The sequence below is a fragment of the Paraburkholderia sp. genome, from assembly GCF_004298475.1.
Taxonomy (GTDB): Bacteria; Pseudomonadota; Gammaproteobacteria; order Burkholderiales; family Burkholderiaceae; genus Paraburkholderia; species Paraburkholderia denitrificans.
This window is the reverse complement of record NZ_SCRP01000023.1, coordinates 85,382-107,913: the sequence shown is the minus strand read 5'-3', so window position 1 is coordinate 107,913 and position 22,532 is coordinate 85,382. Positions and strand designations below refer to the sequence as shown.

19 protein-coding genes are annotated in these 22,532 nt (G+C 65.1%); 11 read left to right on the top strand and 8 right to left on the bottom strand.

The features are described 5' to 3' along the window. The first annotated feature begins 236 nt into the window (after window positions 1-236). Window positions 237-1,589, top strand: a complete 1,353-nt coding sequence (locus EPN59_RS13140; RefSeq protein ID WP_293034216.1) for a replication initiation protein — start codon at window positions 237-239, stop codon at window positions 1,587-1,589. 133 nt (window positions 1,590-1,722) lie between these two features. Here EPN59_RS13140 and EPN59_RS13135 read toward each other — a convergent pair whose 3' ends face one another. Both EPN59_RS13135 and parA read right to left on the bottom strand, forming a co-directional pair. Beyond that, entirely contained in the window at window positions 1,723-2,787 is a 1,065-nt protein-coding gene (locus EPN59_RS13135) for a ParB/RepB/Spo0J family partition protein (protein WP_293034217.1), read from the bottom strand. A 24-nt stretch (window positions 2,788-2,811) separates the two neighbouring features. Beyond that, complete coding sequence (gene parA / locus EPN59_RS13130) at window positions 2,812-3,474, bottom strand: ParA family partition ATPase (protein ID WP_293034218.1); 663 nt, start codon at window positions 3,472-3,474, stop codon at window positions 2,812-2,814. 432 nt (window positions 3,475-3,906) lie between these two features. Between parA and arsC the strand changes: the two genes are divergently transcribed. Continuing rightward, entirely contained in the window at window positions 3,907-4,266 is a 360-nt protein-coding gene (arsC, locus tag EPN59_RS13125) for an arsenate reductase (glutaredoxin) (RefSeq protein WP_293034219.1), read from the top strand. A gap of 262 nt (window positions 4,267-4,528) precedes the next feature. On the opposite strand, the gene EPN59_RS13120 is transcribed toward arsC, so the two are convergent. Beyond that, on the bottom strand, window positions 4,529-5,212 hold the full coding sequence (locus EPN59_RS13120) for a hypothetical protein (protein WP_293034220.1): 684 nt from the start codon (window positions 5,210-5,212) through the stop codon (window positions 4,529-4,531). Between the two features lie 154 nt (window positions 5,213-5,366). Beyond that, window positions 5,367-7,649: a hybrid sensor histidine kinase/response regulator gene (locus EPN59_RS13115; RefSeq protein ID WP_293046146.1), complete on the bottom strand. Its 2,283-nt coding sequence runs from the start codon at window positions 7,647-7,649 to the stop codon at window positions 5,367-5,369. 590 nt (window positions 7,650-8,239) lie between these two features. Between EPN59_RS13115 and EPN59_RS13110 the strand changes: the two genes are divergently transcribed. From EPN59_RS13110 to EPN59_RS13075, 8 genes are all read left to right on the top strand, one after another. Further along, window positions 8,240-8,608 (top strand): response regulator, encoded by a 369-nt coding sequence (locus EPN59_RS13110; protein WP_293034417.1) that lies wholly within the window; start codon window positions 8,240-8,242, stop codon window positions 8,606-8,608. Beyond that, window positions 8,601-9,224 carry a chemotaxis protein CheC gene (locus EPN59_RS13105; protein WP_293034418.1) on the top strand — a complete coding sequence of 208 codons (624 nt, stop codon included), beginning with the start codon at window positions 8,601-8,603 and terminating at the stop codon, window positions 9,222-9,224. The genes EPN59_RS13110 and EPN59_RS13105 overlap by 8 nt, the downstream gene beginning before the upstream one ends. Then, a complete protein-coding gene (locus EPN59_RS13100; protein WP_293034419.1) occupies window positions 9,221-10,165 on the top strand; it encodes a sensor domain-containing diguanylate cyclase in 945 nt (314 codons plus the stop codon). The genes EPN59_RS13105 and EPN59_RS13100 overlap by 4 nt, the downstream gene beginning before the upstream one ends. A 218-nt stretch (window positions 10,166-10,383) precedes the next feature. Continuing rightward, entirely contained in the window at window positions 10,384-11,235 is an 852-nt protein-coding gene (gene hpnD, locus EPN59_RS13095) for a presqualene diphosphate synthase HpnD (protein ID WP_293034420.1), read from the top strand. Next, window positions 11,235-12,503 carry a hydroxysqualene dehydroxylase HpnE gene (hpnE, locus tag EPN59_RS13090; RefSeq protein WP_293034421.1) on the top strand — a complete coding sequence of 423 codons (1,269 nt, stop codon included), beginning with the start codon at window positions 11,235-11,237 and terminating at the stop codon, window positions 12,501-12,503. The genes hpnD and hpnE overlap by 1 nt, the downstream gene beginning before the upstream one ends. Before the next feature lie 17 nt (window positions 12,504-12,520). Beyond that, the gene (gene shc / locus EPN59_RS13085) at window positions 12,521-14,491 is read left to right on the top strand and encodes a squalene--hopene cyclase (protein WP_293034446.1); all 1,971 of its coding nucleotides are present in this window, start codon (window positions 12,521-12,523) and stop codon (window positions 14,489-14,491) included. A 68-nt stretch (window positions 14,492-14,559) separates the two neighbouring features. Then, the gene (locus tag EPN59_RS13080) at window positions 14,560-15,240 is read left to right on the top strand and encodes a phosphorylase (protein WP_293034447.1); all 681 of its coding nucleotides are present in this window, start codon (window positions 14,560-14,562) and stop codon (window positions 15,238-15,240) included. 116 nt (window positions 15,241-15,356) lie between these two features. Next, a complete protein-coding gene (locus EPN59_RS13075; RefSeq protein WP_293034422.1) occupies window positions 15,357-15,797 on the top strand; it encodes a hotdog domain-containing protein in 441 nt (146 codons plus the stop codon). Window positions 15,798-15,894: 97 nt separating this feature from the next. On the opposite strand, the gene EPN59_RS13070 is transcribed toward EPN59_RS13075, so the two are convergent. Continuing rightward, window positions 15,895-16,857 (bottom strand): VacJ family lipoprotein, encoded by a 963-nt coding sequence (locus EPN59_RS13070; protein WP_293046143.1) that lies wholly within the window; start codon window positions 16,855-16,857, stop codon window positions 15,895-15,897. Further along, complete coding sequence (locus EPN59_RS13065) at window positions 16,857-19,484, bottom strand: MMPL family transporter (RefSeq protein WP_293034424.1); 2,628 nt, start codon at window positions 19,482-19,484, stop codon at window positions 16,857-16,859. The genes EPN59_RS13070 and EPN59_RS13065 overlap by 1 nt, the downstream gene beginning before the upstream one ends. Window positions 19,485-19,662: 178 nt before the next feature. On the opposite strand from EPN59_RS13065, the gene EPN59_RS13060 reads away from it, so the two are divergent. Beyond that, a complete protein-coding gene (locus EPN59_RS13060) occupies window positions 19,663-20,262 on the top strand; it encodes an ABC transporter substrate-binding protein (protein WP_293034425.1) in 600 nt (199 codons plus the stop codon). A gap of 67 nt (window positions 20,263-20,329) precedes the next feature. On the opposite strand, the gene EPN59_RS13055 is transcribed toward EPN59_RS13060, so the two are convergent. Together EPN59_RS13055 and EPN59_RS13050 are read right to left on the bottom strand one after the other, a co-directional pair. Continuing rightward, window positions 20,330-20,968 carry a response regulator transcription factor gene (locus EPN59_RS13055; protein WP_293034426.1) on the bottom strand — a complete coding sequence of 213 codons (639 nt, stop codon included), beginning with the start codon at window positions 20,966-20,968 and terminating at the stop codon, window positions 20,330-20,332. A gap of 13 nt (window positions 20,969-20,981) precedes the next feature. Continuing rightward, window positions 20,982-22,421, bottom strand: a complete 1,440-nt coding sequence (locus EPN59_RS13050) for a cache domain-containing protein (protein WP_293034427.1) — start codon at window positions 22,419-22,421, stop codon at window positions 20,982-20,984. Window positions 22,422-22,532 lie beyond the last annotated feature (111 nt).

Here is a 22,532-nt window from a genome sequence, read left to right as displayed (position 1 = left end):
CGGGAGCCGTCTCGCGAGCTTGTTTGACTGCACGATCGGGGCCATTCGTGCGGATCGCACGGCACATAACGTTTGCGTGGAACTCGCTCTGCTGCGATGAGTGAGCCTTTTCGGGATCGCCTGGCGGTGAGTTGCGCGCGGCGCGTGTGCATCACCGGCAACGGTGAGAGCGACCCTATAGACGCCTATCACCACAGGCGGTATCCTTTCGCGAAAATCACTCCTCGACCCGACGCATGGCCACGAAGCGCGTGAAAAAAACCGATGTGGTAAGCCCCAGCTCGGCAGAATTGCGCAAGGCCGTCGAGGCGATTGCGATTCAGCCGAAGAGCGGCAAGATCACGCTGCTGACCCGCAAGCTGTTCAACGTGCTGCTCGCGGTGGCCCAGCAGGCGGACGAGTCCGGCGATACCTATCGCGCGCTGTTGTCCGACATCGTTGCCAATTCGGCGTTCGACTCCAACGATACCGCGCTCGTGAAGGAACACCTTCGCCGCATGGTGTCGGTGCAGGTCGAATGGAGCCAGGGGACGTCGAGTCAGAAGCCGGGCCGCAAGTGGGGCATTTCAACGCTGATTGCCGATGCCGAAATCCTCGAAGATCCAGCCACGCGACGCGTTTGGGTCGAGTTCTCGTTCGCGCCGAAAATCAAGAAAAAGCTGCTGGATCCTGTTCAGTACGCGCGCCTCAGCCTGCAGTTTCAGAGCCAGCTGCGCAGCAGCGCGGGGCTCGCGCTCTACGAAATCTGCGTACGTTACCTGACGAACCCGAGCCATCTCACGATGCGCGAAACGTGGGAATGGTGGCGGCCGATCCTGTCGGGCACGCCGGATACCGAGGCTGGCGACGAGGCCAAGCGCGAATACAAATATTTCAAGCGCGACTATCTTCGGCCCGCCATCGCCGAAGTCAATGCGGTTACGAATATCTTCGTCGAGTTGATCGAACATCGCGAAGGCCGCCGGGTTGCCGAGATCCAGTTTCGCGTCACCGAGCGCAAGCAACCCATGCTGGCGCTCGACGAGCATCCGAACGTCTTCGACAGCACGCTCGTCGACCGCATGGTGAAGATCGGTATTCCTTTGAAGGAAGCGCAGTCGCTCTACGCCGATAGTGAGGAAAACCGGATTCGCGCTGCTCTCCAGCTCACGGAGCAGCGTATGCGCAGTACGAGTCTGCCGCCTGTCCGCAGCGCGGCGGCGCTGTTCAAGGATGCGCTCAAGAAGGGCTATGCGCCGCCGCTGGATACGGTGATTTCAGGCCCGGCTGGCGCCGGCAAGGGGGCCGCACTGAGCGCGGACGATCCGAAGGCGCGGCTTCTCGATGAGTACACGGCGTATCGCCGCAAGGAAGCCCGTGCGCTGTACGACGAGCAAGGTGAGATGGAGCGGGAACTGGCGCGCCAGTCGTTCGAGAGCGACGAGTTGCCGGGCCTCGGCACGCATCTGCGCGATGACTGGCGGCGGCGCGGCCTCGAGTCGAAGCTGGGGGAAACCGCATTCTTCGACTGGCTGGCACGGAAAACCTGGGGTGAGCCGACCGACGGCGATCTGCTCGCATTTACGCTGAGCCAGTCGCGCGCAGCTTGAGCCCGGACCTGGGTTTGCTCTGAACCTGTTCTGAGTTTGCGTTGAGTGGGCTCTCAGTTGCGCATTGCCGGGCAATCCGGCGATGCGAACCCCGGCCTGTTGGGCCAGGGTCGTCTCTTGAATCATCCTGCCGTTATTGGGTCTGCAGAATCTGCTCGATTTGATGCAGGATTGCGTCGCGCCGCTCTTTCGATAATCCCTTGAGCCGGAGTTCGAGCCTGTCGTCCCCATATGATTTGAGATCGCCGACGGATACGCCGTCCAGCTTAATATCGAGTCGCTGGGCGTAACGTTGACGGCCAGCTGGTTTGGGGCTTTCCGGTGCGCTCGACCTGCCCTTGACGATATCGGCGACCTGACGCGTGCTGAGATCGTCCGCGAGAATCCGGTTGATCAGGCGTAACGTGGCGTCTGTCCCGCGCGCTCCATGATAGCGGCCGACCTGATAGGCCATGTTCGAACCGAAGCGGTCGGGCCGAGCGACCATTTCATGCATGACCGATTCCGGCAGCTTCGCAATGGAAAGTGCGACCGCAACGGTCGACTCATCAAGCCCAAGGTGTTCGGCGAGTTCGCGCTGGCTCTGGAAGAATTTCTCTTCGATAAACCGCTTCCACACGATCGCGTTGTCGAAAACGGTCTGTGAATCTCGCTGGACGTTGAGATCGTAGCCGAGCTTGTAGCTTTGAATGCCAACGGGCAGATCGACGACGATCGCTTTGACCGTTTCCTTGTTCGCTTCCTTCAGTGCGCGTACGCGGCGTCCACCGTCGCTGACGTAGTAGCTGCCGGGCGCTGCGTAGTCGGGAATGACGTGAATAGCTTGTTGCTGGCCTTGCTTAGCGAGATTGACGGCGAGTTCGGCTATCGACGACTTCACGTAGAAATATCGTGGATTGAAGGGGCTCGGCTTGATCGCCTTCAATGGCAGTTCGATGATCTGTCCGGTGCGGTAGCCGTGCTCTGCCCTCCACGTACGATATTCGGACGATTCGTTTTCGACTGGATCGAGCGCACCATCGGCGGGAATCGCGGTTTCGACCTGAAACTGGCTCGAGCGGCCCGCGTCATCCTGGGGACGCGATTTATCCTGGACGAGCCCATCGATCGCATTGAGGCGGTCGAGTGCCGTACGCTTTTCGCTGCTCGTCGAGTCAGGCCGCGCCTGAAAGCCTTTGGCAAATTGTGAGGGTTTCATTCAGGGTCCTTTATGCGCATAAAGTCAGGGGAGCATCGCCGTGAGTTCGTCGGCGACGGCGCGTATCTCAAGAGCTGCCAGTCGCGCGCCGCGGTCGCTCATTTGCAGAACCGTTTGGCCGAGCGCCATCGCTTGCTTGTACGCCTCACGGGTCGGAATTTGCGTCTTGAGTAATGGAAAGCCGAGTTCCTCGAGCGCTCGCTTTAGCTCGCGCGTGAGCATGCGCTTTTCTTCCGTCTTGTTGAGCAGGAATACAGCACGCAGATCCTCGTTCATGACCTGCGCTTGCTGAATCAATTTGACCAACCCGACGCTCGACCAGTAGTCGGCGGGTGACGACGATGTGGGAACAATGGCAATCGATGCAGCGAGGAGCACGACGCCCGACACCTTTTCCGTGATGGACGGTGGGCAGTCGACCACGATGACGTCGTAGTCTCCGATGAATTTCTTGATTTCGCGGTGGATCTGGCTTCCGGCCTCGGAGAGATTCACGACGGGAAACGGGATACCGGCTTCGTCATCACCTGAAGCACTGGCCCAATGAATGAGCGTGTTCTGGCCGTCTGCATCGACGACGAGGACTCGCTTCCCTTTCTCATGGAATGCGGCACCGAGATGCATCGCGATCGTGCTCTTGCCGACCCCGCCCTTTTGTTGCGTGACTGCGATTATCTCTGCCGCCAATTGGTTTTCTCCCGTTTCGCAAATTGCTAGTGATTTTACCGGGAATAAATTTCAATTCAACGATTATTGTTGCATTCAGGCGGCAGATTAGCCGTTTGGCTAAGGTTTATGCGCATAAAGGTGCGCCGTGAGAATGTGTCTGGACGATCAGAGTCGATAACGGTGCTAACTGATCGTGTGAGCTGGTTGCGGTTCGTAATGGATATTGGCTGGTGTCGGCGGTTGCTTTATGCGCATAAAGCACGGCGGACGGATCGTCAGGTGCAACGCCACACGCCTCTCACACGAGCGGAATTCAATTCACTACTAACGCATCGCTCCGGCCAGGGGACAGGTGCTCCAGCAGCATCCCGGGGACCCCGGTAAAATCCTGCCGACCGGTTGGCCACGCGTATGTGCCCGCCGTCCACTTGCCCTTGTCTTTGCACACCCATGATTACGATCTATCACAACCCCCGCTGCTCCAAGTCCCGCTCCGCCTGCGAGCTTGTTACTCAGACCTGCAATGCCACGAATGAACCGGTCGAGGTGATCGACTATCAAAAGACGCCGCTAACCGTCGACCAGTTGAAGGCACTGCACGCCATGCTTGGATGCCCGTTGCGCGAGATGATCCGCACTGGCGAAACCGAATACAAGGAGCTGGGTCTCGACTCAGCCGATATCGCCGATGGTCAGTTCTACGAAGCAATCGTGAGCCATCCGATTCTGCTCCAGCGGCCCATCGTGGTGCGAAACGGCCGGGCCGTGATTGGCCGCCCGCCTGAGAACGTCGAGGCTCTCTTCCGTTGAGCAGCTTATCGTTCAGCGCGCCGATATGCACGACGCCTAAAACGTGAGCAGTGGAAATTTACCAATCCAATCCCACGCAAGGCCCGTTGGTATCGGGCCTTCGCGTAATTTGTCCACAAGGTTATCCAGAAAAATTGTGGATAAAACACATGCTCTTCGACTTATCCACAGTCGATTCTGCTTGCATATGATCGGCCGCCAATGCGGCTCCCACAAAGACGCGTGGCAGCGCGCGCACAAGCGTGCTGCCACGGCTCGGCGCTCAGTGCAGCGTCCGATGATGTGAAGGCGTGTCGTCCTCGTATTCGAGGAATTCGTCGGGGATCTGCGCCGCAGCGCCTTGGGCGGGCCGCATTGCTTCGGGTGCGCCAGGCACGTCCACATGGTGGCCCATCGCGGCACCCGCACCCGGCGCGCTAGCCGAGGTCGGCACCGTGGCTTCAACCTCGTTGCCGCGCTGACGTAAATCCGCAGCGGCCTCCGTTTCCGCTTGCGGCGTATGCGAACGTGCGGCGGTAACGCGCCGCCGCACTGTATCGGCGAGTTGCGCGATCCCCAGTTCCTCAAATGCGGAATGCTCGCGCGCGCCGGGCGTGCCTGGATCTGGCCAGGCCCAGCCTAATCCGTGGGTCGAGATGTTTTGTGCGCGCTCTTCGCGTAGCGTGTCGCGTGCGAGCAGCGCGTGGACTTCATCGACGACGTGCACGCCGACAAGCACGGTCTCCTCGGGCGCCTGCTGTTGTGTCGGGTCTACATCGTGTGCGCCGCCTGCACGCGGGTCGTGTGCGAAGAAGCCGCCGATGAGGCGTTCGATTCCCGCAAGCACGCCTTCACTGTGTGCGGGGACTTCGATGTCGCTTGCCTCGAAGCCCTTCATCATCAGCACGTCCTGCGCGTGCAGCGCGTCATTCCAGGTCTTGAAGCGACCGGTCACGGTCTGTCTCATGGCTCCCTCCTCGATGGAATGAATCGCCATGCAGCACATGATGCGCCCAACGCGCCCAATGTGCTCAACACGCATGGCGTGCCGGCTGAGCGTGCAATCGCCGTTTCGTGTGAAGATTCGCGCCGCCGGTTCAAACCGCGATTTACCCCGCGATTCACCCTCCCAGCGTCGCATCGCGCGCGTGCCGCGCCCGCTCCGACCGATCGCGCTGAATCTGTTCGAGCATTTTTTCGAGCAGACCAATATCGAACGGCTTCGACAGCACCCGCACGTCGACATGACGCGCGCGCTCCAGCTCCTCCGCGTAGCCGGTTACGAGGATGACCGGCAGCGTCGGCTCGATGGCCTGTACCGCTTCCGCGAGGTCGATGCCGTTCATCTCGCCCGGCATGTGGATGTCGGAGATGACAAGGTCAAAGCGCGGCACAAATACGCCGTCCCCATGCCCGGCGGCGTGTCCCGCCTCGAAGAGCGGCAAGGCGCTCGTCGCATCGTTGGCGCAGGTGACCTCGTGGCCCATCATCCGCAGCAGCGCTTCGGTGCCTGCCGCGACTTCGTCGTTGTCCTCCACGAGCAGCACGCGCAGACCTTCTCGCGGCCTCGCGTCTTCCTTCGGCGGCGCGGGCGGGCGCTGGGCAGCGGGCGCGTACAGCGCGCGCGGCAGGTAAAGGTGCACCGACGTGCCCGCGCCAATCGCGCTGTCGATGGCCGCGAGACCGCCCGAGCGCTCGCAGAACGCGAACACATGCGGCAGGCCGAGTCCGGTGCCCGTGCCCTTCGGCTTGGTCGTATAGAGCGGCTCGAAGGCGCGCGCGAGCACGTCGGGCGGCATGCCGACGCCGGTATCTTCCAGCGAGACCTGCACGAAGTCGCCGTCGAGCGGGAATCCTTCGCCCGGCCTGAAGCTGATGTTGCGGGCGCGAACGGTGAAGCGCCCGCCGTTGGGCATGGCGTCGCGCGCGTTGACGGCGAGGTTGATGAGCGCAAGCTCGAATTCGGCGACATCGACCAGCACGGGCCAGACGTCATCGGCGACGTCGATCACGAGCGAGACTTTCGCGCCGAGCGACGCGCCCAGCAGTTCGCGGCATGCCGGCAGCCAGCGGCCGACGTGAATGGTCTCGGTGTGCAGCGGCTGCTTGCGCGCGACGCCGAGCAGCTGGCGCGTGAGCGACTGTCCGCTCTTGAGCGCGCGCTCGACGGCCGAGAGTTCGCGCTCCATGCCCGCTGCGCCGCGGCGCCGGGCAATCTGCACATTCGCCGAGACGATCATCAGCAGATTATTGAAGTCGTGCGCGACGCTGCCGACAAGGTTGCCGAGCGCTTCCATCTTGCGCGACTGCCGGTAGGCCGATTCGATCGAGCGGCGCATTGCGGCTTCGGCCTGCCAGCGCTCCCAGGCCTCCTCCTCGGCGGCGAGGCGGCGCAGCGAGAGCCAGATCACGCACCAGAGCGCAATGGACGGCGTGAACATCGAGATGACCAGCACGCTCAGATGCCGCCACCAGTCCGCCCAGATTGCCGCCACGCGATAGCCGCACGATACATAGACCGGATACGCGCCGACGCGCTGGTACGCAACGATCAAGCCGCCGCCGACCACCTGCGAGCGCGTGCGCACGACGCCGGATTCCGCGCCGCGTGCGAGTGCCGCGTCGAACGCCGTGTGCCGCGTGATATTCGCCGCACCGCCGCGTGGCTGCGGATAGAGCGCGAGGATCGCGCCGTCGCTGCGCACGAGGCCCATGTTCATCGGCGAGCCCGCGCCCAGCAGGTCGTGGTAGAACGCGCTGAAATACTCGGGCCGAAGCGCGATCGAAACGAGGCCCGCGAACGCACCGGCGTCGTCGCGGCGCTCGATGCCGGTATCGAACACGGTTTCGTGGCTGACCGGACTGACCATCACGCGCGAGACGCGATCGATCGCGTGATCGTCGCGAATGCCTGTAAAGTCTTCGCGCGTCGCAATCGAAATGGGCGGCGGTGGCGAGTACCGGCTGCTCGCCAGCAGGTCGCCGTCGCGTCCGAAAATCGACACCGACGCCACTTGTGGGTAACCGCCGCCGATCATGTCGAGTTTTTTGTGGATCTGCGCCTCGTTCGCGCGGATGCCGTTGTCGTCCTCGCCATGCACGAGTTCGACGATGCGGGCCTCGAGCGCCTCGTTCATGTCGAACACCTTCAGCGCGTGCTCCTGGGCAACGCGCAGCGTGCGCAGCGCTGCGTCGGTCGCGTCGGCTTCGCGCGTGCGAAGGTCGTTGTAAGCCATGGCGGCGACGTAGATGCACGGCAGCACGATCGCTGCGATCAGGAGCGCGATCAGCGTGCGGCGGCGCACCGTGAAGTCGTGACCGGGCGCCGCCGGAAACGGCGCGTGATCATTGCGGGGCGGCGCGGGTATGTGATCGTCTGGCCGTGCGGGCCGGTCTGGAATCATCGTCGGTCGGGCGGAATCGGACAGCAGAAGCTTCCGACATCATAAACGAGCGCGCCAGCGCTCCGGTGCCATGACAGAAAGGCCGGTTTTTATGCGCTATCGCGTACGGGCATCCCACAAGGTGAATTTTGCTCAATGCACCAAATTCGCGAAAATCCACGAAGCGCAAACGTACACAAAAGGAAAAATTTCGGCCTGCAATGAGGGGCGGATCGAATATTTTCAGAAAATTGGCAAATTGGAGTTAATCCTCTTCGTTTCACCATTATCGGTGAGTTGTATTTCATTTCGAATGATTCGAGAATCCCGGGCACGCCAAGTTAATAACGCGCAATAAATTCAGGCGTCTTTCACGGCGATGTTTCATGCCGGAGCCAGGACGGGGTGGCTTTTCTCATGTGGAGCAGGATGGGCACGGTTCGGGGTTGCGCCACGCGGGAGCGTGTTCGCGACGCACCTGGACACGCCTGTTCGCTGCGTGTGCCGAGCCGGCAGTCCGGGTGACCGGCGCCGGGCCTAAAGAAACTGCGCGCGCGGCCGTTAAACCATCACAACGCAGTCCGTCCCACGCACACTCAAGAAGCATATCCATGTCCCTGCCCATCGTGATTGCCGACGATTCGCTGCTTGCCCGAAAGGTGCTCACGAAGGCGCTGCCAGGCGACTGGGACGTCGAGATTTCGTATGCGTCGAACGGGCATCAGGCGCTGGATCTCTACCGCGCGGGCCGCGCGGCGGTCATGTTTCTCGACCTCACGATGCCCGACATGACGGGCTTCCAGGTGCTTGAAACCCTGCAGCACGAGGACCTCAATTCGTTCGTGATCGTCGTTTCCGCGGATGTCCAGCCGCTTGCCCAGGCGCGCGTGCGCGACCTCGGCGCAGTGGCGTTCGTCGCGAAACCGGTGACCCAGGAGGCGCTGCTACCCATCCTGAAGGAGTACGGGTTGTATGCCTGATCGAATCCTTACGGAAGTGCAGCGCGACGCGCTACAGGAAATCGCCAATCTCGGCATGGGGCAGGCGGCGACTCGCCTCTCCGCGTTGCTCGACGAATTCATCGAACTGTCGGTGCCGCGCGTTCGCGTGGTCGAGGTGCGCGAGGCCGCGCTGGCCCTGCGCGAGATGACGGGCATCGACGGCCCGGTGGTCGCCGTGCGCCAGGGTTTTCGCTCGGAGATCAAGGGCGAGGCGCTCGTCATCTGCCGCAGCGACGAGATCGGCGCCTTGTATACGTTGAACGGCGGAGCCTACGCCGCGACGGACCGCGAATCGCCGATGAACACGGAGCTGATCTTCGACGTCGCGAACGCGCTCACGGGCGCGTGCGTGTCGGCGATGCTCGACCAGCTCGGGCGGCTGCCCGTGTTCACCCAGCCGGGGCTGCTCGGCGAACACGTCATGCTCGACGAAGTGTTCCAGCCGGGCCTGCTCGCCTGGGATTTCGCCTTGCTCGTCGAGGTGAACTTCGCGTCGAAAGACCAGCGTTTTCGCGCCCATCTGGTCATGTTGATGGCCGAAGACTCGATCCACCTTGTGAGCCAGGCAATCGACGCCCTGCTGCATAGTCTATGAACGCGACCGTCGACCAGTTGTCGCTGTCGGACCTCGTCGTCGAGCGGGTCGGTTTCGGCATTTTCGTGCTGGACCGGGACATGCGCGTCCAGATGTGGAACCGCTTCATGCAGGACCACAGCGGGATCGCGGCCTCTGCTGCGATAGGCCGCCCGATTTTCGACCTGTTCCCGGATCTGCCGCGCCGATGGCTCACGCACAAGGTCAATAGCGTGTTCCAGCTCGGCAGTTTCGCGTTCAGCTCGTGGGAGCAGCGGCCGTGGCTGTTCCGCTTCGACCACGACCGCCCGATCACGGGCGGCGTCGACTACATGCAGCAGGACTGCACCTTCATGCCGCTCATGCGCGGGCGTGAGGTGATCGCCGTCTGCGTGACGATTACGGACGTCACGCACGTGAGCATCGTGCAGCGCGAGCGCGAAGAGGCGGTCGAGAAACTGCGCGAATACGCCGACCGCGACGGCCTGACCGGCATTGCGAACCGGCGCTGTTTCGAAACGCAGCTCGCCGACGAATTCGCCCGCTGGCAGCGCAGCGGCGGCGACCTCTCGGTGCTGCTGTTCGATCTCGACCATTTCAAGCGCACCAACGACCAGTTCGGCCACGTTGCCGGCGATGCGGTGTTGCGCGTGATGTCGCAGCGCGTCTCGAACGTCGTGCGCAAGCAGGATGTGTTCGGCCGCTTCGGCGGCGAGGAATTCGCCCTGATTCTGCCGTTCACGCCGCTCGCCGACGCATTCTGCGTGGCCGAGAAGATCCGTCTGGCGATCGGCGAGAAGCCTGTCGAGGTGCTCGGCGTGGCCGTTCCCGTGACGGCGAGCATCGGCGTCGCCGCCGCACGCCCCGGCGCGGCCGGCTACGAGGCCATGATCAACGACGCCGATGAGGCCCTGTATCGCGCCAAACGCGAGGGACGCAACCGCTCGGTTGCATTGTCCTGAGCGCGCCGGCGCGGCTCGCCGCGCGTTTGCGGCGGACAGAGACTGCGGTGGCAGGCAAAGGTTGCTATACTTTTGCCCGTTTCCGGCCGCCAACCACCCCATGAGGACGTTTGCGTGCCGGTTGCCTCGCGCGTAATCCGCGCGCGCGGGCGACCCGCTCCATGCGGGCCCGAATATCTGAAAGCCCCCTGTGCGGGCGCCCCACAGCGGAGATCGTCTTGGCCGTTTCCAACCTTGTCGTGGACGATACACAACAAATCGACGCCGCTGCCGCTTCGTCCGGCAGCTCGTTTTATCTGGCGATGCGTATCCTGCCAGCGGCGCAGCGCGACGCCATGTACCAGGTCTACGCGTTTTGCCGCGCGGTGGACGACATCGCGGACAGCGCGCTGCCGCGCGCCGAGCGCTCGGCGGGGCTCGACCGCTGGCGCGCCGACATCGACGCGTGCTACGCAGGCACGCCGCCCGCCGCGCTCGCGGCGCTGACGCGCCACATTCATACGTTTGCCCTGCAACGCGAAGATTTCCACGCGATGATCGACGGCATGGCGATGGACGCCGCCGAAGACATTTGCGCGCCCAACGAAGCCACGCTCGACCTCTACTGCGACCGCGTGGCGAGCGCGGCCGGCCGTCTATCGGTGAGGATATTCGGGATGGCCGAGGAGCCGGGCCGCAGGCTGTCGCATCATCTCGGCCGCGCGCTGCAGCTCACGAACATCCTGCGCGACATCGACGAGGACGCGGGCATCAACCGGAGCTACCTGCCGCTCGAATTGCTCGCGCGCGAGGGCATCGCGGCGACGAGCCCGCACCAGATCGCCGCCGATCCGTCGCTGCCGCGCGTATGCGCGACGCTCGCCGAGCGCGCGCAGCAGCATTTCGCGCAAGCCGACGCGATCATGGATGCCGCGCCGCGCGCGCAGGTGAAAGCGCCGCGCATCATGTCGGGCGTGTATCGCGTGCTGCTCGAGCGAACGCTCGATCGCGGCTTCGATCTGCCGCGCACGAAAGTCACCAAACCCAAAGCGCGCCTGATGTGGATCGTCATGCGCTACGCGCTGTTCTGATGCCAAGGCTCGTCCACGTCATCGGCGCCGGGCTCGCAGGCCTCGCGGCGGCGGTCGGGCTTCAGCGGCGCGGGGTGCAGGTCGCGCTCTACGAGGCGGCCGGGCAGGCAGGCGGGCGGTGCCGCTCGTTTTACGACAGCACGCTCGGCGCGACGCTCGACTGCGGCAATCATCTGGTGCTGGCGGGGCATGCGCAGACACTCGAATATGCGCGCACGATCGGCGCGGCCGAGGCGCTGGCCGGTCCGGCCGATCCGGGCTTCGCGTTCATGGATCTCGCGTCGCGCGCGCGCTGGGCCGTGCGGTTTTCGCGCGGCCGCGTGCCGTTCTGGATCGGCGATGCGAACGCACGCGTGCCGGGTACGAAGACCGCGGACTATCTCGGCCTGCTGCCGCTTTTGTTCGCGAAGCCGGGACGCACGCTCGCGCAGACCATGCGCTGCGACGGTACGCTGTGGGACAGGCTGCTGCGCCCGTTCTTTCTGGCGGGGCTCAACGTCGAGCCGCGCGCGGCGAGCGCCGAACTCGCGGCCAACCTGCTGCGCGAGGCGCTCACGGCCGGTGGCGACGCGTTTCGCCCGCTGGTTGCCAAAAACGGTTTGTCGAGCGCCTTCGTCGATCCGGCGCTGCGCATGCTGCAACACGGCGGCGCGGCGATCCGGCTCGGTTCGCCGCTCCTCGAGATCGCGTACGACGACGCGGCGCGCCGCGTCGTCGCACTCGATTTCGCCACCGGTCGCATCGCGCTCGGCCCCGACGAATCCGTCGTGCTGGCCGTGACGTCGAAGGCGGCCGCTGCGCTCGTGCCCGCGATCCAGACGCCGCAGCGCTTCACGGCGATGGCCACCGTGCACTTCGCCGTCGAGCCGCCGCACGGGCTTGCGTCGCCGATGGCGTTCGTGAATGGCGCGGCCAGCTGGCTGGTCGCGGCGCAAGGGCGCCTTTCGGCGACGATCCACGATGCGCACGCCGTGCTCGACCTGCCCGCCGAGACGCTTGCGCTCAAGGTCTGGGAGGACGTGGCCGCGGCGGCGTCGCTGCCGGCCGGCCGCCTGCCGCCGTGGCAGGTCGTGGCGGCGCCGCACGCGACGTTCGCGGCGGTGCCCGATGAAGAACTGCGCCGTCCGGGGACGCGCACACGCTGGAACAACCTGATGCTCGCAGGCGACTGGACGGCTACCGGTCTGCCCGCAACGATTGAAGGCGCGATTCGCTCCGGCCGCAAGGCGGCGGAGCTGTTGCTTACCGAGAACATGGAATGCAGATGAACGATTTATCCCACGCCATGCCGGCCGGGGACCTCGCGGGCGGCTTCGCCACCGCCGTTGCCGACCCGCTGGACGCCAGCGTTGCGCGCGCAACCGACGCGATCCTCGCCGTGCAAAAGGACGACGGCCACTGGGTCTACGAACTCGAAGCCGACGTCACGATTCCCGCCGAATACGTGCTGCTCGTCCATTACCTCGGCGAGACGCCGAATCGCGAGCTCGAACAGAAGATCGCGCGCTACCTGCGCCGCACCCAGCTGCCCCAGGGCGGCTGGCCGCTCTTCACCGATGGCGCGATGGACGTGAGCGCGAGCGTGAAGGCGTATTTCGCACTGAAGACGATCGGCGACGCGGAAGACGCCGAGCACATGGTGCGCGCCCGCGACGCGATTCTCGCGGCGGGCGGCGCGGAAGCCGTCAACGTGTTTACGCGCGTGATGCTCGCGCTCTTCGGCGTGGTGAGCTGGTACGCCGTGCCCATCATGCCGGTCGAAATCATGCTGCTGCCGGAGTGGTTCCCGTTCCACCTCTCGAAGGTGTCGTACTGGGCGCGCACGGTGATCGTGCCGCTGCTCGTGCTGAACGCGAAGCGCCCGCTGGCGAAGAATCCGCTCAACGTGCGCATCGACGAACTGTTCCATCGCGCGCCGGTGACCACGGGGCTGAACAAGCGCGCGCCGCACCAGAGCAAGGGCTGGTTCAGCTTCTTTCGCGCCGTGGACGGCGCGCTGCGCGTGGCCGATCCGCTCGTGCCGAACTACCTGCGCCAGCGCTCGATCGACGCGGCCGTGGCCTTCGTCGATGAGCGCCTGAACGGCGACGACGGGCTCGGCGCGATCTTCCCTGCCATGGCCAACGCCGTGATGATGTACGACGTGCTCGGCTATCCGCCCGAGCATCCGCACCGCGCCATCGCGCGCCAGTCGCTCGAAAAGCTGCTCGTGATCCACGAAGACGAGGCGTATTGCCAGCCGTGTCTTTCGCCGGTCTGGGACACGTCGCTTGCTGCGCACGCGCTGCTCGAAACGGGCGATGCGCGCGCCGAAGCCGCGGCGCGGCGCGGCCTCGAATGGCTGCGCCCGCTGCAGATTCTCGACGTGCGCGGCGACTGGATCTCGCGCCGTCCCGAAGTGCGTCCGGGCGGCTGGGCGTTCCAGTACGCGAATCCGCACTACCCGGACGTCGACGACACGGCGGTCGTCGTGATGGCGATGCAGCGCGTCGATCTGCTCGACAAGACGAACGCGTACGGCGAGCCGATCGCGCGCGCGCGCGAATGGGTGGTCGGCATGCAGAGCAGCAACGGCGGCTGGGGCGCGTTCGAACCCGAGAACACGCAGTACTACCTGAACAACATTCCGTTCTCGGATCACGGCGCACTGCTCGATCCGCCGACGGTCGACGTGTCGGGCCGCTGCCTGTCCATGCTCGCGCAGCTCGGCGAGCTGCCGGACGCGAGCGAGCCGGCACGTCGCGCGTACAACTACATCCTCGAGGATCAGGAACCCGACGGCAGCTGGTACGGCCGCTGGGGCATGAACTACATCTACGGCACGTGGACCGCGCTGTGCGCGCTGAACGCCGCTGGCATCCCGCACGACGAGCCGCGCATGAAGCGCTCGGTGGAGTGGCTCGTGAAGATCCAGAACGACGACGGCGGCTGGGGCGAGGACGGCGCGAGCTACAAGCTCGAATACCGCGGTTACGAGCGCGCGAAAAGCACGGCGTCGCAGACGGCCTGGGCGCTGCTCGGGCTCATGGCGGCGGGTGCGGTGAATCATCCTGCGGTCGCGCGCGGCATCGAATGGCTGCAAAAGACGCAGTGCGAGGACGGCCTGTGGGACGAGACGCGCTTCACGGCGACGGGCTTTCCGCGCGTCTTCTATCTGCGCTACCACGGCTATCGCAAGTTCTTCCCGCTATGGGCGCTCGCGCGTTACCGCAATCTCAAGCGGTCCGGCGAGACGCGCGTAACGGTCGGGATGTGACGGTGAGCGCGACTGCATCGACGCGCGCAGCCCATGGCGGCGCGCGGCCCGTGGTCGTCGTCGCGGGCATGGCCTTCGAGGCGCGCGTCGCGCAAGGCGACGGGCGCGACAACGTCACGGCGGTGTATGCGGCGCGCGCCGATCTGCTCGACCGCGCGCTCACGGCCGCGCTCGATCGCGGAGCGTCGGGCGTGATCAGTTTCGGCACGGCGGGCGGACTCGCGCCCGATCTGGAGCCGGGCACGCTGGTCATCGCCGATGCCGTGGACGGCCCGTTTGGCCGTATCGAAACCGATGCCGCGTGGTCGGCGCGGCTCGCCGAGGCGCTGCTGGCCTCCCCGCTCGCGGCGCAGATGCGGCGCGGCGTCGAGGCGGCGGCCGGAGCGCCGCTCACCGGCGCGGCGGACAAGGCCGTGCTGCATGCCGCGACGGGCGGTGCGCTCGCAGTCGATATGGAATCGCACATGGCGGCGGCCGCCGCCGCCGCGCGCGGCCTGCCGTTCGCGGTGTGCCGCGCGATCGTCGATCCGGCCTGGCGCAGCTTGCCCAAAGCCGCGATGGCTGGTCTGCGCGACGACGGCACCACGGCGATCTGGCCGGTTCTGCGCGAACTCGCGCGCGAGCCCTCGCAACTGGGCGGCCTGCTGCGCATTGCCGCCGACGCCCGCGCGGCGCGTCAATCGCTCGCCGCCGCGCGGCAAGTGCTGGTGGCATCCGGCGCGTTTTTTCCCCAGTTTTTTCCCCAATAACCCGCCCGGGCTATTGGAATACCCAGGGGAAACCCTTATCTCTGGTAACATCTCCGCGTTTACCCTGAGTCGTCTCCATGGCTTGGGGATGGATCACTTTACCAGGGTTGCCAGCCATGAATTTCCACACCCGCAAATGGGTCAAGCCTGAAGACCTGAATCCGAACGGCACGCTCTTCGGCGGCAGCCTGCTGCGCTGGATCGACGAAGAAGCGGCGATCTACGCGATCTGCCAGCTCGACAACAAGCGCGTCGTGACGAAATTCATCTCGGAGATCAACTTCGTCAGTTCGGCGCGTCAGGGCGACGTCATCGAACTCGGGATGACGGCCACGCACTTCGGCCGCACGTCGATCACGCTTCGCTGCGAGGTGCGCAGCAAGATCACGCGCGAGAGCATCCTGACCATCGAGAAGATGGTGTTCGTGAACATGGGCGAGGACGGCAAGCCTGTGCCGCACGGACGCGAGCGCATCCGCTACGCCGAGGAGGCCTACGAGCACTATCGTCAGAACGCGCAGGCGGCTGACGCAGGCGACGAGACGGCGAAGCACTAAATCCCGCGCCTCTTCGCGAGGAACCCGGAAAGCAAAACCCCGCCAGGCGTGATGCCTGGCGGGGTTTTTTGTCGTGAAGCGGGTCGCGGCGTGCGCTTCAGGGAGCCGAAGCGGGCACCGGGGCCGACGCAGCGGCGTTCGGCGCGGCCTTGGCCGCCGATGCAGGCACGGGTGCGGAAGCGGACACGGGCGCTTGCGCGGCGGATGCCGAAACCGCAGCCGATGCCGTCACGGCAGCTGCTGCGGCGCCCGCGGCGCCCGCGCCGCCGGAATCACCGGAATCGCCCGGATCCTCGTAGTTCGGCGCGTCGTTCGAATTACCGGATCCGCCGGACTGATCGGGATCGCCGTAGTTCGGCAGCGGCTGATTGCCCGACGATCCGTGCACCCGCGACTCGCGTTGCTGGCGGTAGGCATCGCGCACGAACGAATATTTGTCGAGCGCCGCCTGCGAAAGCAGATCGGTTGCGCCGAGCAGATCCGAGCGCACGCTGACGAACTGCGCCACGTACATCGGATTGCGCACGGCAGGGTCGATGTAGTTGAGTACATTGAACTTCACGTCGACGCCCATGCCGATGCCGTCGCGCACCGAGCTTGGCCCGAACAGCGGCAGCACGAGGTACGGACCGGCCGGCACGCCGTAGCGGCCGAGCGTGAGGCCGAAGTCCTCGGGATGTTTCGACAGACCCGCGGGCGTCGCGAAGTCGATCAGGCCGCCGAGGCCGAAGGTCGAGTTCATCGCGATACGCATGAGCGTTTCGGTGGCGTCGGTGATCTTCAACTGAAGGAGGTTGTTCGCGAGGTTGCCGACGTCGCTGAGGTTCGAGAAGAAGTTGCTGATCGCCTGGCGCACCGGGTGCGGCGTGATCTTCTGGTAGCCCTTCGCAACCGGCTGCGCGATGGCGCGGTCGATCGTGTCGTTGAACTTGAAGATCACGCGGTTGGCGGGCTCGAACGGATCGCCCGGCTTGCGGTCGGGGCCCGTGGCGCACCCGGACGTCACGAGGAGTGCGAGGCTTGCCGCGGCCATGGTCAGCGCGGCTTGCTTGTTTTTCATTAATCGGTCCCTTGGGATTGCGGTCTTGCGCGTCGCGTGACGCGCGGTTTGCCCATCAGCACTGGCTGGAATACGACAGCGCCGATGAGCGTGCAGAACAGTGAGAGTGCGAGCAGCTTGCCCATGCTCGACGTGCCTGGATGATGCGAGAGCCACAGGCTGCCGAACGCGGTGGCGGTTGTCGCGGCGGAAAACAGCACGGCGTGCGTGAGGCTCGAATGGAGGAGGCCCGTCTGGCCTTCGCGCCACGCCATCACGAAGTAGATTTTGAACGCGACGCCAACGCCCAGCATCAGGGGAAGCGCGATGATGTTCGCGAAATTGAGCTGGATGCCGAGCACGACGCACAACTCCAGCGTCACGAGCGCCGAGACCAGCAGCGGAATCAGCGTGCGCAGCACGTCGCCGAAATGGCGCAGCGTGATCCACAGGAGCAGCGTGATGAGCAGCACCGACCACCCCGCCGCCTGGAGGAACGCGAGAATGATCACGTTCGCCGAATGCAGGATCGAGATGGGCCCGCCAATCGCGCCCGGCGCGGCCGCCTTCACCGCGTGGGAAAAGCGCGCGAGCATCTGGTCGTCGTTCGGATCGACGCCCGCCGGCACGTGCGGCGCGATGTCGACGATCGCCTCGCCGGTCGGCGCCACCCAGTCGCGCACCATCACGGGCGGCAGCGATTCGCGCGTGACCGGCGCGGGCTGCAGCAGGTTCGCAAGCTGCGCAAGCGCGAGCCGCAGCGGCAGGCTGAAGGCCTGCTCGGCACGCTCGCGCGTGGCCGCGTCGGCGCTTGCCAGCTTCGTCAGCGCCTCGGACAGATGCTTCGCCTGCGCGGCGCCCGGGCCCGGGTGATCGTCGGCGGCGAGCGCAAGCTGGTTGGCCGCGCGCTTGAGCGTTTCGACGCGAACTGCATCGGTCACCGGCGCGGCGGGCTGCTGCGTGAGCGCGGGCAGCAGCTGCTGCGCAGCGCCCGCAATCAGCGTGAGCTTTTGCGGCTGGTCGTCGGGAATCAGCGAACTCAACGTCGTGGCGCGCGCGACTTCCGGCAGCTTCGCGAGCTTCGCCGCGATCCGGTCGGCTTCTTCGAGCGACGGCGCGAGCACGCTCACGTTGTTCAGCGATATGACCGGCGAATTCTTCAGTGCGATGAGCGTCGCCATCGACTCCGTGTGCGGGTCCTTCAGGTGCAGCGGATTGAAGTCGAAGCGCAGATGCAGCAGGAGCGGCGTCGCGCCGAGCACGACGATGAGCGTGCCGATCAGCACCGGCTTGCGATGATCGGCGAGCCACTTGTCGACGGGCGCGAGAAATGCAAACCCCGGCGAGCCCGCCTCGCCAGCCGGCTTGAACACGCTGATGAGCGCGGGCAGCAAGGTCATGTTGGCGAAATACGCGACGAACATGCCCACGCCCGCGATCTGGCCGAGTTCCGAAAGCCCTTTGTATGCCGTGGGCAGGAACGAAAAGAAACTTTCCGCGACCGCGATGGCGGCGAGCGTGAGCGGCACGCCGATCACGCGCGCGGTCTTGAGCAGCGCGGCATCGAGCCGGTCGTCCTGATGGCGCGCCTCGCGGTACTTCACGCCGAACTGCACGCCGAAGTCCACGCCGAGGCCGACGAACAGCACCATGAACGCGACCGACAGCATGTTCAGCGAGCCGACCATCATGAGGCCGAGCGCGGCCGTGATGACGAGGCCGATCGCGAGCGTGATGAGCACGGCGCCGATCAGCTTGCCCGAGCGCAGCGCGAGCCACAGGATCACGAGCACGACGATGGCCGTCAGCGCGCCGTTGAACGCGGCGCCGTCCTGCACCGAGGAGAATTCCTCGTCCGCGAGCGGTTGCTCGCCTGTCAGGCGAACGTGCGCGCCGAATTCCGTATCGAGATGCAGCGACGCAGCCGTCGCGCGGATCGCCTCGGACGCGTTCGCACCCGCCTTGAGCGAGCCGAAGTTGAGCACCGGCTGCACGGTGAGGAACGAGAACGCGGGCTGCGCGGCCGAATCCTTGTCGACGAGCCCGCGCCACGAGAACGCAGCGGGTTTGCCTGCCACGACCCGATCGACGACATCGGCGGCGCTGCCGAGCAGCGTCGCCATCTGCGGCAGTTTGACCTGGCCCATCTGCAGCGGCAGCAACAGCGTGGTCGTGAGCGTGCTGGCGAGGCCCGTGAGGCTCGGGTCTCTTGCGAGCTGGTTCACGAGCGGGCGCGCCTGCACGAGCTGGCCCGTGGTCGACAGCACGGTCGCGGCGGGCAGGAACAGCAGGCCGTTATGCTCGAAGAACGCCCCGCCCGCAGGCTGCGAGACCGCGCCGAATTCGCTGGAATCTTTCCTGAGCGCGCTGGCGAGCTTGTTGGCGGCGGCGTCGGCGAGTTCGGGCGCCTGCGCTTCGACGACGACGAGCAGCGCCTGGCCGCGCTGCGGGAAGGCCTTGTCGATGGCGTCGCCGAGCGAGGCCCACTTCGCGTCGTTCTCGACGAGGCCGCTCACGTCGGTGTTGATCTCGAAATGTTTGGCGACGTAGACGCCGCATAGCACGGCCAGTACGACCGAGAGTGCGACGACCCACGCCGCACGGCGCACCGACCACGCGACGAGTTGGATGATGAATGGCTTCAGCATACAGGCGAGGGAGCCCTGACGATGGCGTTGTTCTTGGCGAAGCGCATAAGTATACCGGCCTGGCTCATATAGGCGCGGCTCACGCACACGGGTTTCGCCCTTAAGCCGTTATACTGGATCCGCCGTTCCGTAGACCCGCTGCGGTGCGGCGCTTGAATCCCACTGTTCCGATGAGCGTATGAAACGTTACTTCACAGCATTTGTCGCAGCCGCTTTCGTCTCGGGCGCTGCATGGGCCCAGAGTTCCGCCGATGCCACGGTCAAAGCCGCCGTGGAAGGCACCGTGAAGGCGATGCAGGCCGACCCACAGGCGCGCGGCGGCGACATGGCCAGGATCACCCAGGTGGTCCAAACCCATTTTGTTCCGGCCACCGACTTCCAGCGCACCACGCGCATCGCCATCGGCAAGCCGTGGGCGACGGCCACGCCCGAGCAGCAGCAAAAGCTCTATGAGCAATTTCAACTCCTGCTTGTGAAAACCTACGCGGCATCGCTGTCGCAATTGCGCGATACGGCGGTGACCTTCAAGTTCCAGCCGTCCAGTACGGCTACCGGTGCGAAGGACACGGTCGTGCAGTCGCACGTGATCAGCAGCGGCGGCGACGATGCGATCGACTATCGCCTCACGCACACGCCGACGGGCTGGAAGATCTACGACATCAACATGATGGGCGCCTGGCTGATCCAGGTGTACCAGACGCAGTTCGCCGACCAGATCGCCAAGGGCGGCATCGACGGGCTCATCAAGTTTCTCGTCGATCACAACGCGCGCAGCTAATACAGCTGACCGCAGTTGACGTTGCATATGCATCGAAACCGGGCGGCTGGCATGGCCGCCCGCCCGGTCATTTCCTGCGGTTCTCTACCGCGAACTTGATCAGTTCCGCCTGACCTTCGATATCGAGCTTGCGCTTGAGATTGAGCCGGTGCGTCTCCACCGTGCGCACCGAAAGCCCCGCGCGCTGCGCGATCTGCTTGCTCGACAGCCCTTCGGCGAGCGCGTCGAGGATGTCGCGTTCGCGCGGCGTCAGCCGCTCGACAGGCATGCCCATCGCCGACGCCTGGATCATCCGCACGCCAAGCCCCGCGCTGAAATACGTCTGTCCTGCCAGCACGGCTTCGATGGCGCGCACGATTTCCGTCGACGGCGAATCCTTCAGCACGTAGCCGCTCGCGCCTGCCCGCACGGCCTGGGTCACGTATTCGACGTTGTCGTGCATCGAGAGCATCAGCACGCGGATCGCCGGGAAGCGGTCGTGGAAGATGCCCGCGAGCGCGATGCCATTCATCCCGGCCATGCCGACATCCATCAGCACGAGATCGGGCTCGACCGCGGCGGCGAGCGCGAGCGCTTCGTCCGCGTTGCCGGCCTCGCCGGCGACCTCGAAGCCCGTGACCGCTTCGAGCCGGGCGCGCAGGCCGTCGCGCACGAGCGGATGATCGTCGACGAGCACGAGGCGCGCCCGCTTGCCAGTGTGTTTCATGATGTCTTTTTCTTTACCGGTTACTGCCTGTTCGGGATGTTGCAGCCGCGGCGCCCGCCTTGATCGGCACCCAGGCGGTGAGAACCGTATGCCCGGGACGCGAGTTGAGCGTGAACTGGCCGCCGAGCGATTCGAGCCGCTCGCGCATGTTGCGCAGCCCGAGCCCCGCGCGCGGATCGGACTGGGCGTGCGCGACGTCGAAGCCGTGGCCGTTGTCGGCGACGGTCAGCGTGACGCCGCTTGCGGCCACATCGAGCGTGAGCGCCGCGCGCGCCGCGTTGGCGTGGCGCACGATGTTCGTGAGCGCCTCCTGGGCGATGCGAAAGAGGACGGTGTTCACTGTATCGGGCAATGCGGTGGTGCGTGCTTTCGATGGCTCGCCGCCGGGCGAGATCGACTGGGTGAAGTCGATCTTGATGCCCGATTCCTCGCCGAACTCGCGCGTGAGCTGCTCGAGCGCTGCCGCGAGCCCGAGGTCGTCGAGCATCGACGGGCGCAGCGCGTGCGAAATGCGGCGTACTTCGCGCAGCGTTTCCGATAGACGCGTGAGCCCGGTGGCGAGCGACGCTTCTGCTGCGGGGATGCGCGTTTCGCCGCGTTCGAGCCGCGCCAGCGCCGATTCGAGCAGCAGCTTCACGGAGACGAGCATCTGGCTGATGCCGTCATGCAGTTCGCGCGAGAGCCGCGCGCGCTCGTGTTCCTGCGATTCCACCACCTGTTGCGCGAGGCGCTTGAGCTTGGCGTCGGTGCTGCGGTACTCGCTGACGTTGAGCACGAGCGCGCAGAGCGCGATCACGCCGACGCCCGCGAGCGCGATCACGCCGAGCCACTGCAGCGTGCGCTCGATGTTGGCGGATGCGCGTTCGTCGATATGCGCGAGCGTCGACACTACGTCGTCCATATAAATGCCGGTGCCCATCATCCAGCCCCAGCGTTCGAGCGGCACGACGAAGCCGAGCTTGGGCGCGAGCTTGCCCGTCGACGGCCGCAGCCACGTGTAGCGCACGTAGCCGCCGCCTTGCGCGGCTGTGGCAATGAGCCGCTGGATCGTGAGCGCGCCTTGCGGATCGCGCAGGTCCCACAGGTTGCGGCCGACCAGATCGGGCTCGCGCGGATGCATGAGCGAGCGGCCATGCATGTCGTAGACGAAGAAATAGCCGTCCGGGCCGAAATCCATTTTCTGAAGCACGGCGAGCGCTTCGCGCTGGCGCCCGGCGACTTCGGCAGGCGAAGCGTCGCGGCTCGCGTTGTAGAGCGGCGCAATCGCACTCGTTGCGAGTTCAACGTAATGACGCAGTTCAAGTTCCTTGCTCGACAGGTAGGCTTTCTGCATCGTCGCGTGCTGCGTCTGCGCAAGCGCGGTGGCCTGCTGGCGCACGCCGATCCCGATGCCTGCGATTGCCGCCAGAAACGGCACGACCGCGAGCAAAAAGATCTTCGTTTTGAGAGTCATTGTCATTTGACAGGGTCTACGTAATTCCACGTAGAGCACTTACGTAGTTGTGCGCTTGCCGTATGAATTGTGAAAGCGAATACTACACGGCCAAAGCATGGCACAACCGCG

Excerpts from the sequence above, each read along its gene's own strand:
- EPN59_RS13140 (WP_293034216.1), top strand. The coding sequence starts at position 237 with ATGGCCACGAAGCGCGTGAAAAAAACCGATGTGGTAAGCCCCAGCTCG.
- EPN59_RS13135 (WP_293034217.1), bottom strand. The coding sequence starts at position 2,787 with ATGAAACCCTCACAATTTGCCAAAGGCTTTCAGGCGCGGCCTGACTCG.
- arsC (WP_293034219.1), top strand. The coding sequence starts at position 3,907 with ATGATTACGATCTATCACAACCCCCGCTGCTCCAAGTCCCGCTCCGCC.
- EPN59_RS13120 (WP_293034220.1), bottom strand. The coding sequence starts at position 5,212 with ATGAGACAGACCGTGACCGGTCGCTTCAAGACCTGGAATGACGCGCTG.
- EPN59_RS13115 (WP_293046146.1), bottom strand. The coding sequence starts at position 7,649 with ATGATTCCAGACCGGCCCGCACGGCCAGACGATCACATACCCGCGCCG.
- EPN59_RS13110 (WP_293034417.1), top strand. The coding sequence starts at position 8,240 with ATGTCCCTGCCCATCGTGATTGCCGACGATTCGCTGCTTGCCCGAAAG.
- EPN59_RS13105 (WP_293034418.1), top strand. The coding sequence starts at position 8,601 with ATGCCTGATCGAATCCTTACGGAAGTGCAGCGCGACGCGCTACAGGAA.
- EPN59_RS13100 (WP_293034419.1), top strand. The coding sequence starts at position 9,221 with ATGAACGCGACCGTCGACCAGTTGTCGCTGTCGGACCTCGTCGTCGAG.
- hpnE (WP_293034421.1), top strand. The coding sequence starts at position 11,235 with ATGCCAAGGCTCGTCCACGTCATCGGCGCCGGGCTCGCAGGCCTCGCG.
- shc (WP_293034446.1), top strand. The coding sequence starts at position 12,521 with ATGCCGGCCGGGGACCTCGCGGGCGGCTTCGCCACCGCCGTTGCCGAC.
- EPN59_RS13080 (WP_293034447.1), top strand. The coding sequence starts at position 14,560 with ATGGCCTTCGAGGCGCGCGTCGCGCAAGGCGACGGGCGCGACAACGTC.
- EPN59_RS13075 (WP_293034422.1), top strand. The coding sequence starts at position 15,357 with ATGAATTTCCACACCCGCAAATGGGTCAAGCCTGAAGACCTGAATCCG.
- EPN59_RS13070 (WP_293046143.1), bottom strand. The coding sequence starts at position 16,857 with ATGAAAAACAAGCAAGCCGCGCTGACCATGGCCGCGGCAAGCCTCGCA.
- EPN59_RS13065 (WP_293034424.1), bottom strand. The coding sequence starts at position 19,484 with ATGCTGAAGCCATTCATCATCCAACTCGTCGCGTGGTCGGTGCGCCGT.
- EPN59_RS13060 (WP_293034425.1), top strand. The coding sequence starts at position 19,663 with ATGAAACGTTACTTCACAGCATTTGTCGCAGCCGCTTTCGTCTCGGGC.
- EPN59_RS13055 (WP_293034426.1), bottom strand. The coding sequence starts at position 20,968 with ATGAAACACACTGGCAAGCGGGCGCGCCTCGTGCTCGTCGACGATCAT.
- EPN59_RS13050 (WP_293034427.1), bottom strand. The coding sequence starts at position 22,421 with ATGACTCTCAAAACGAAGATCTTTTTGCTCGCGGTCGTGCCGTTTCTG.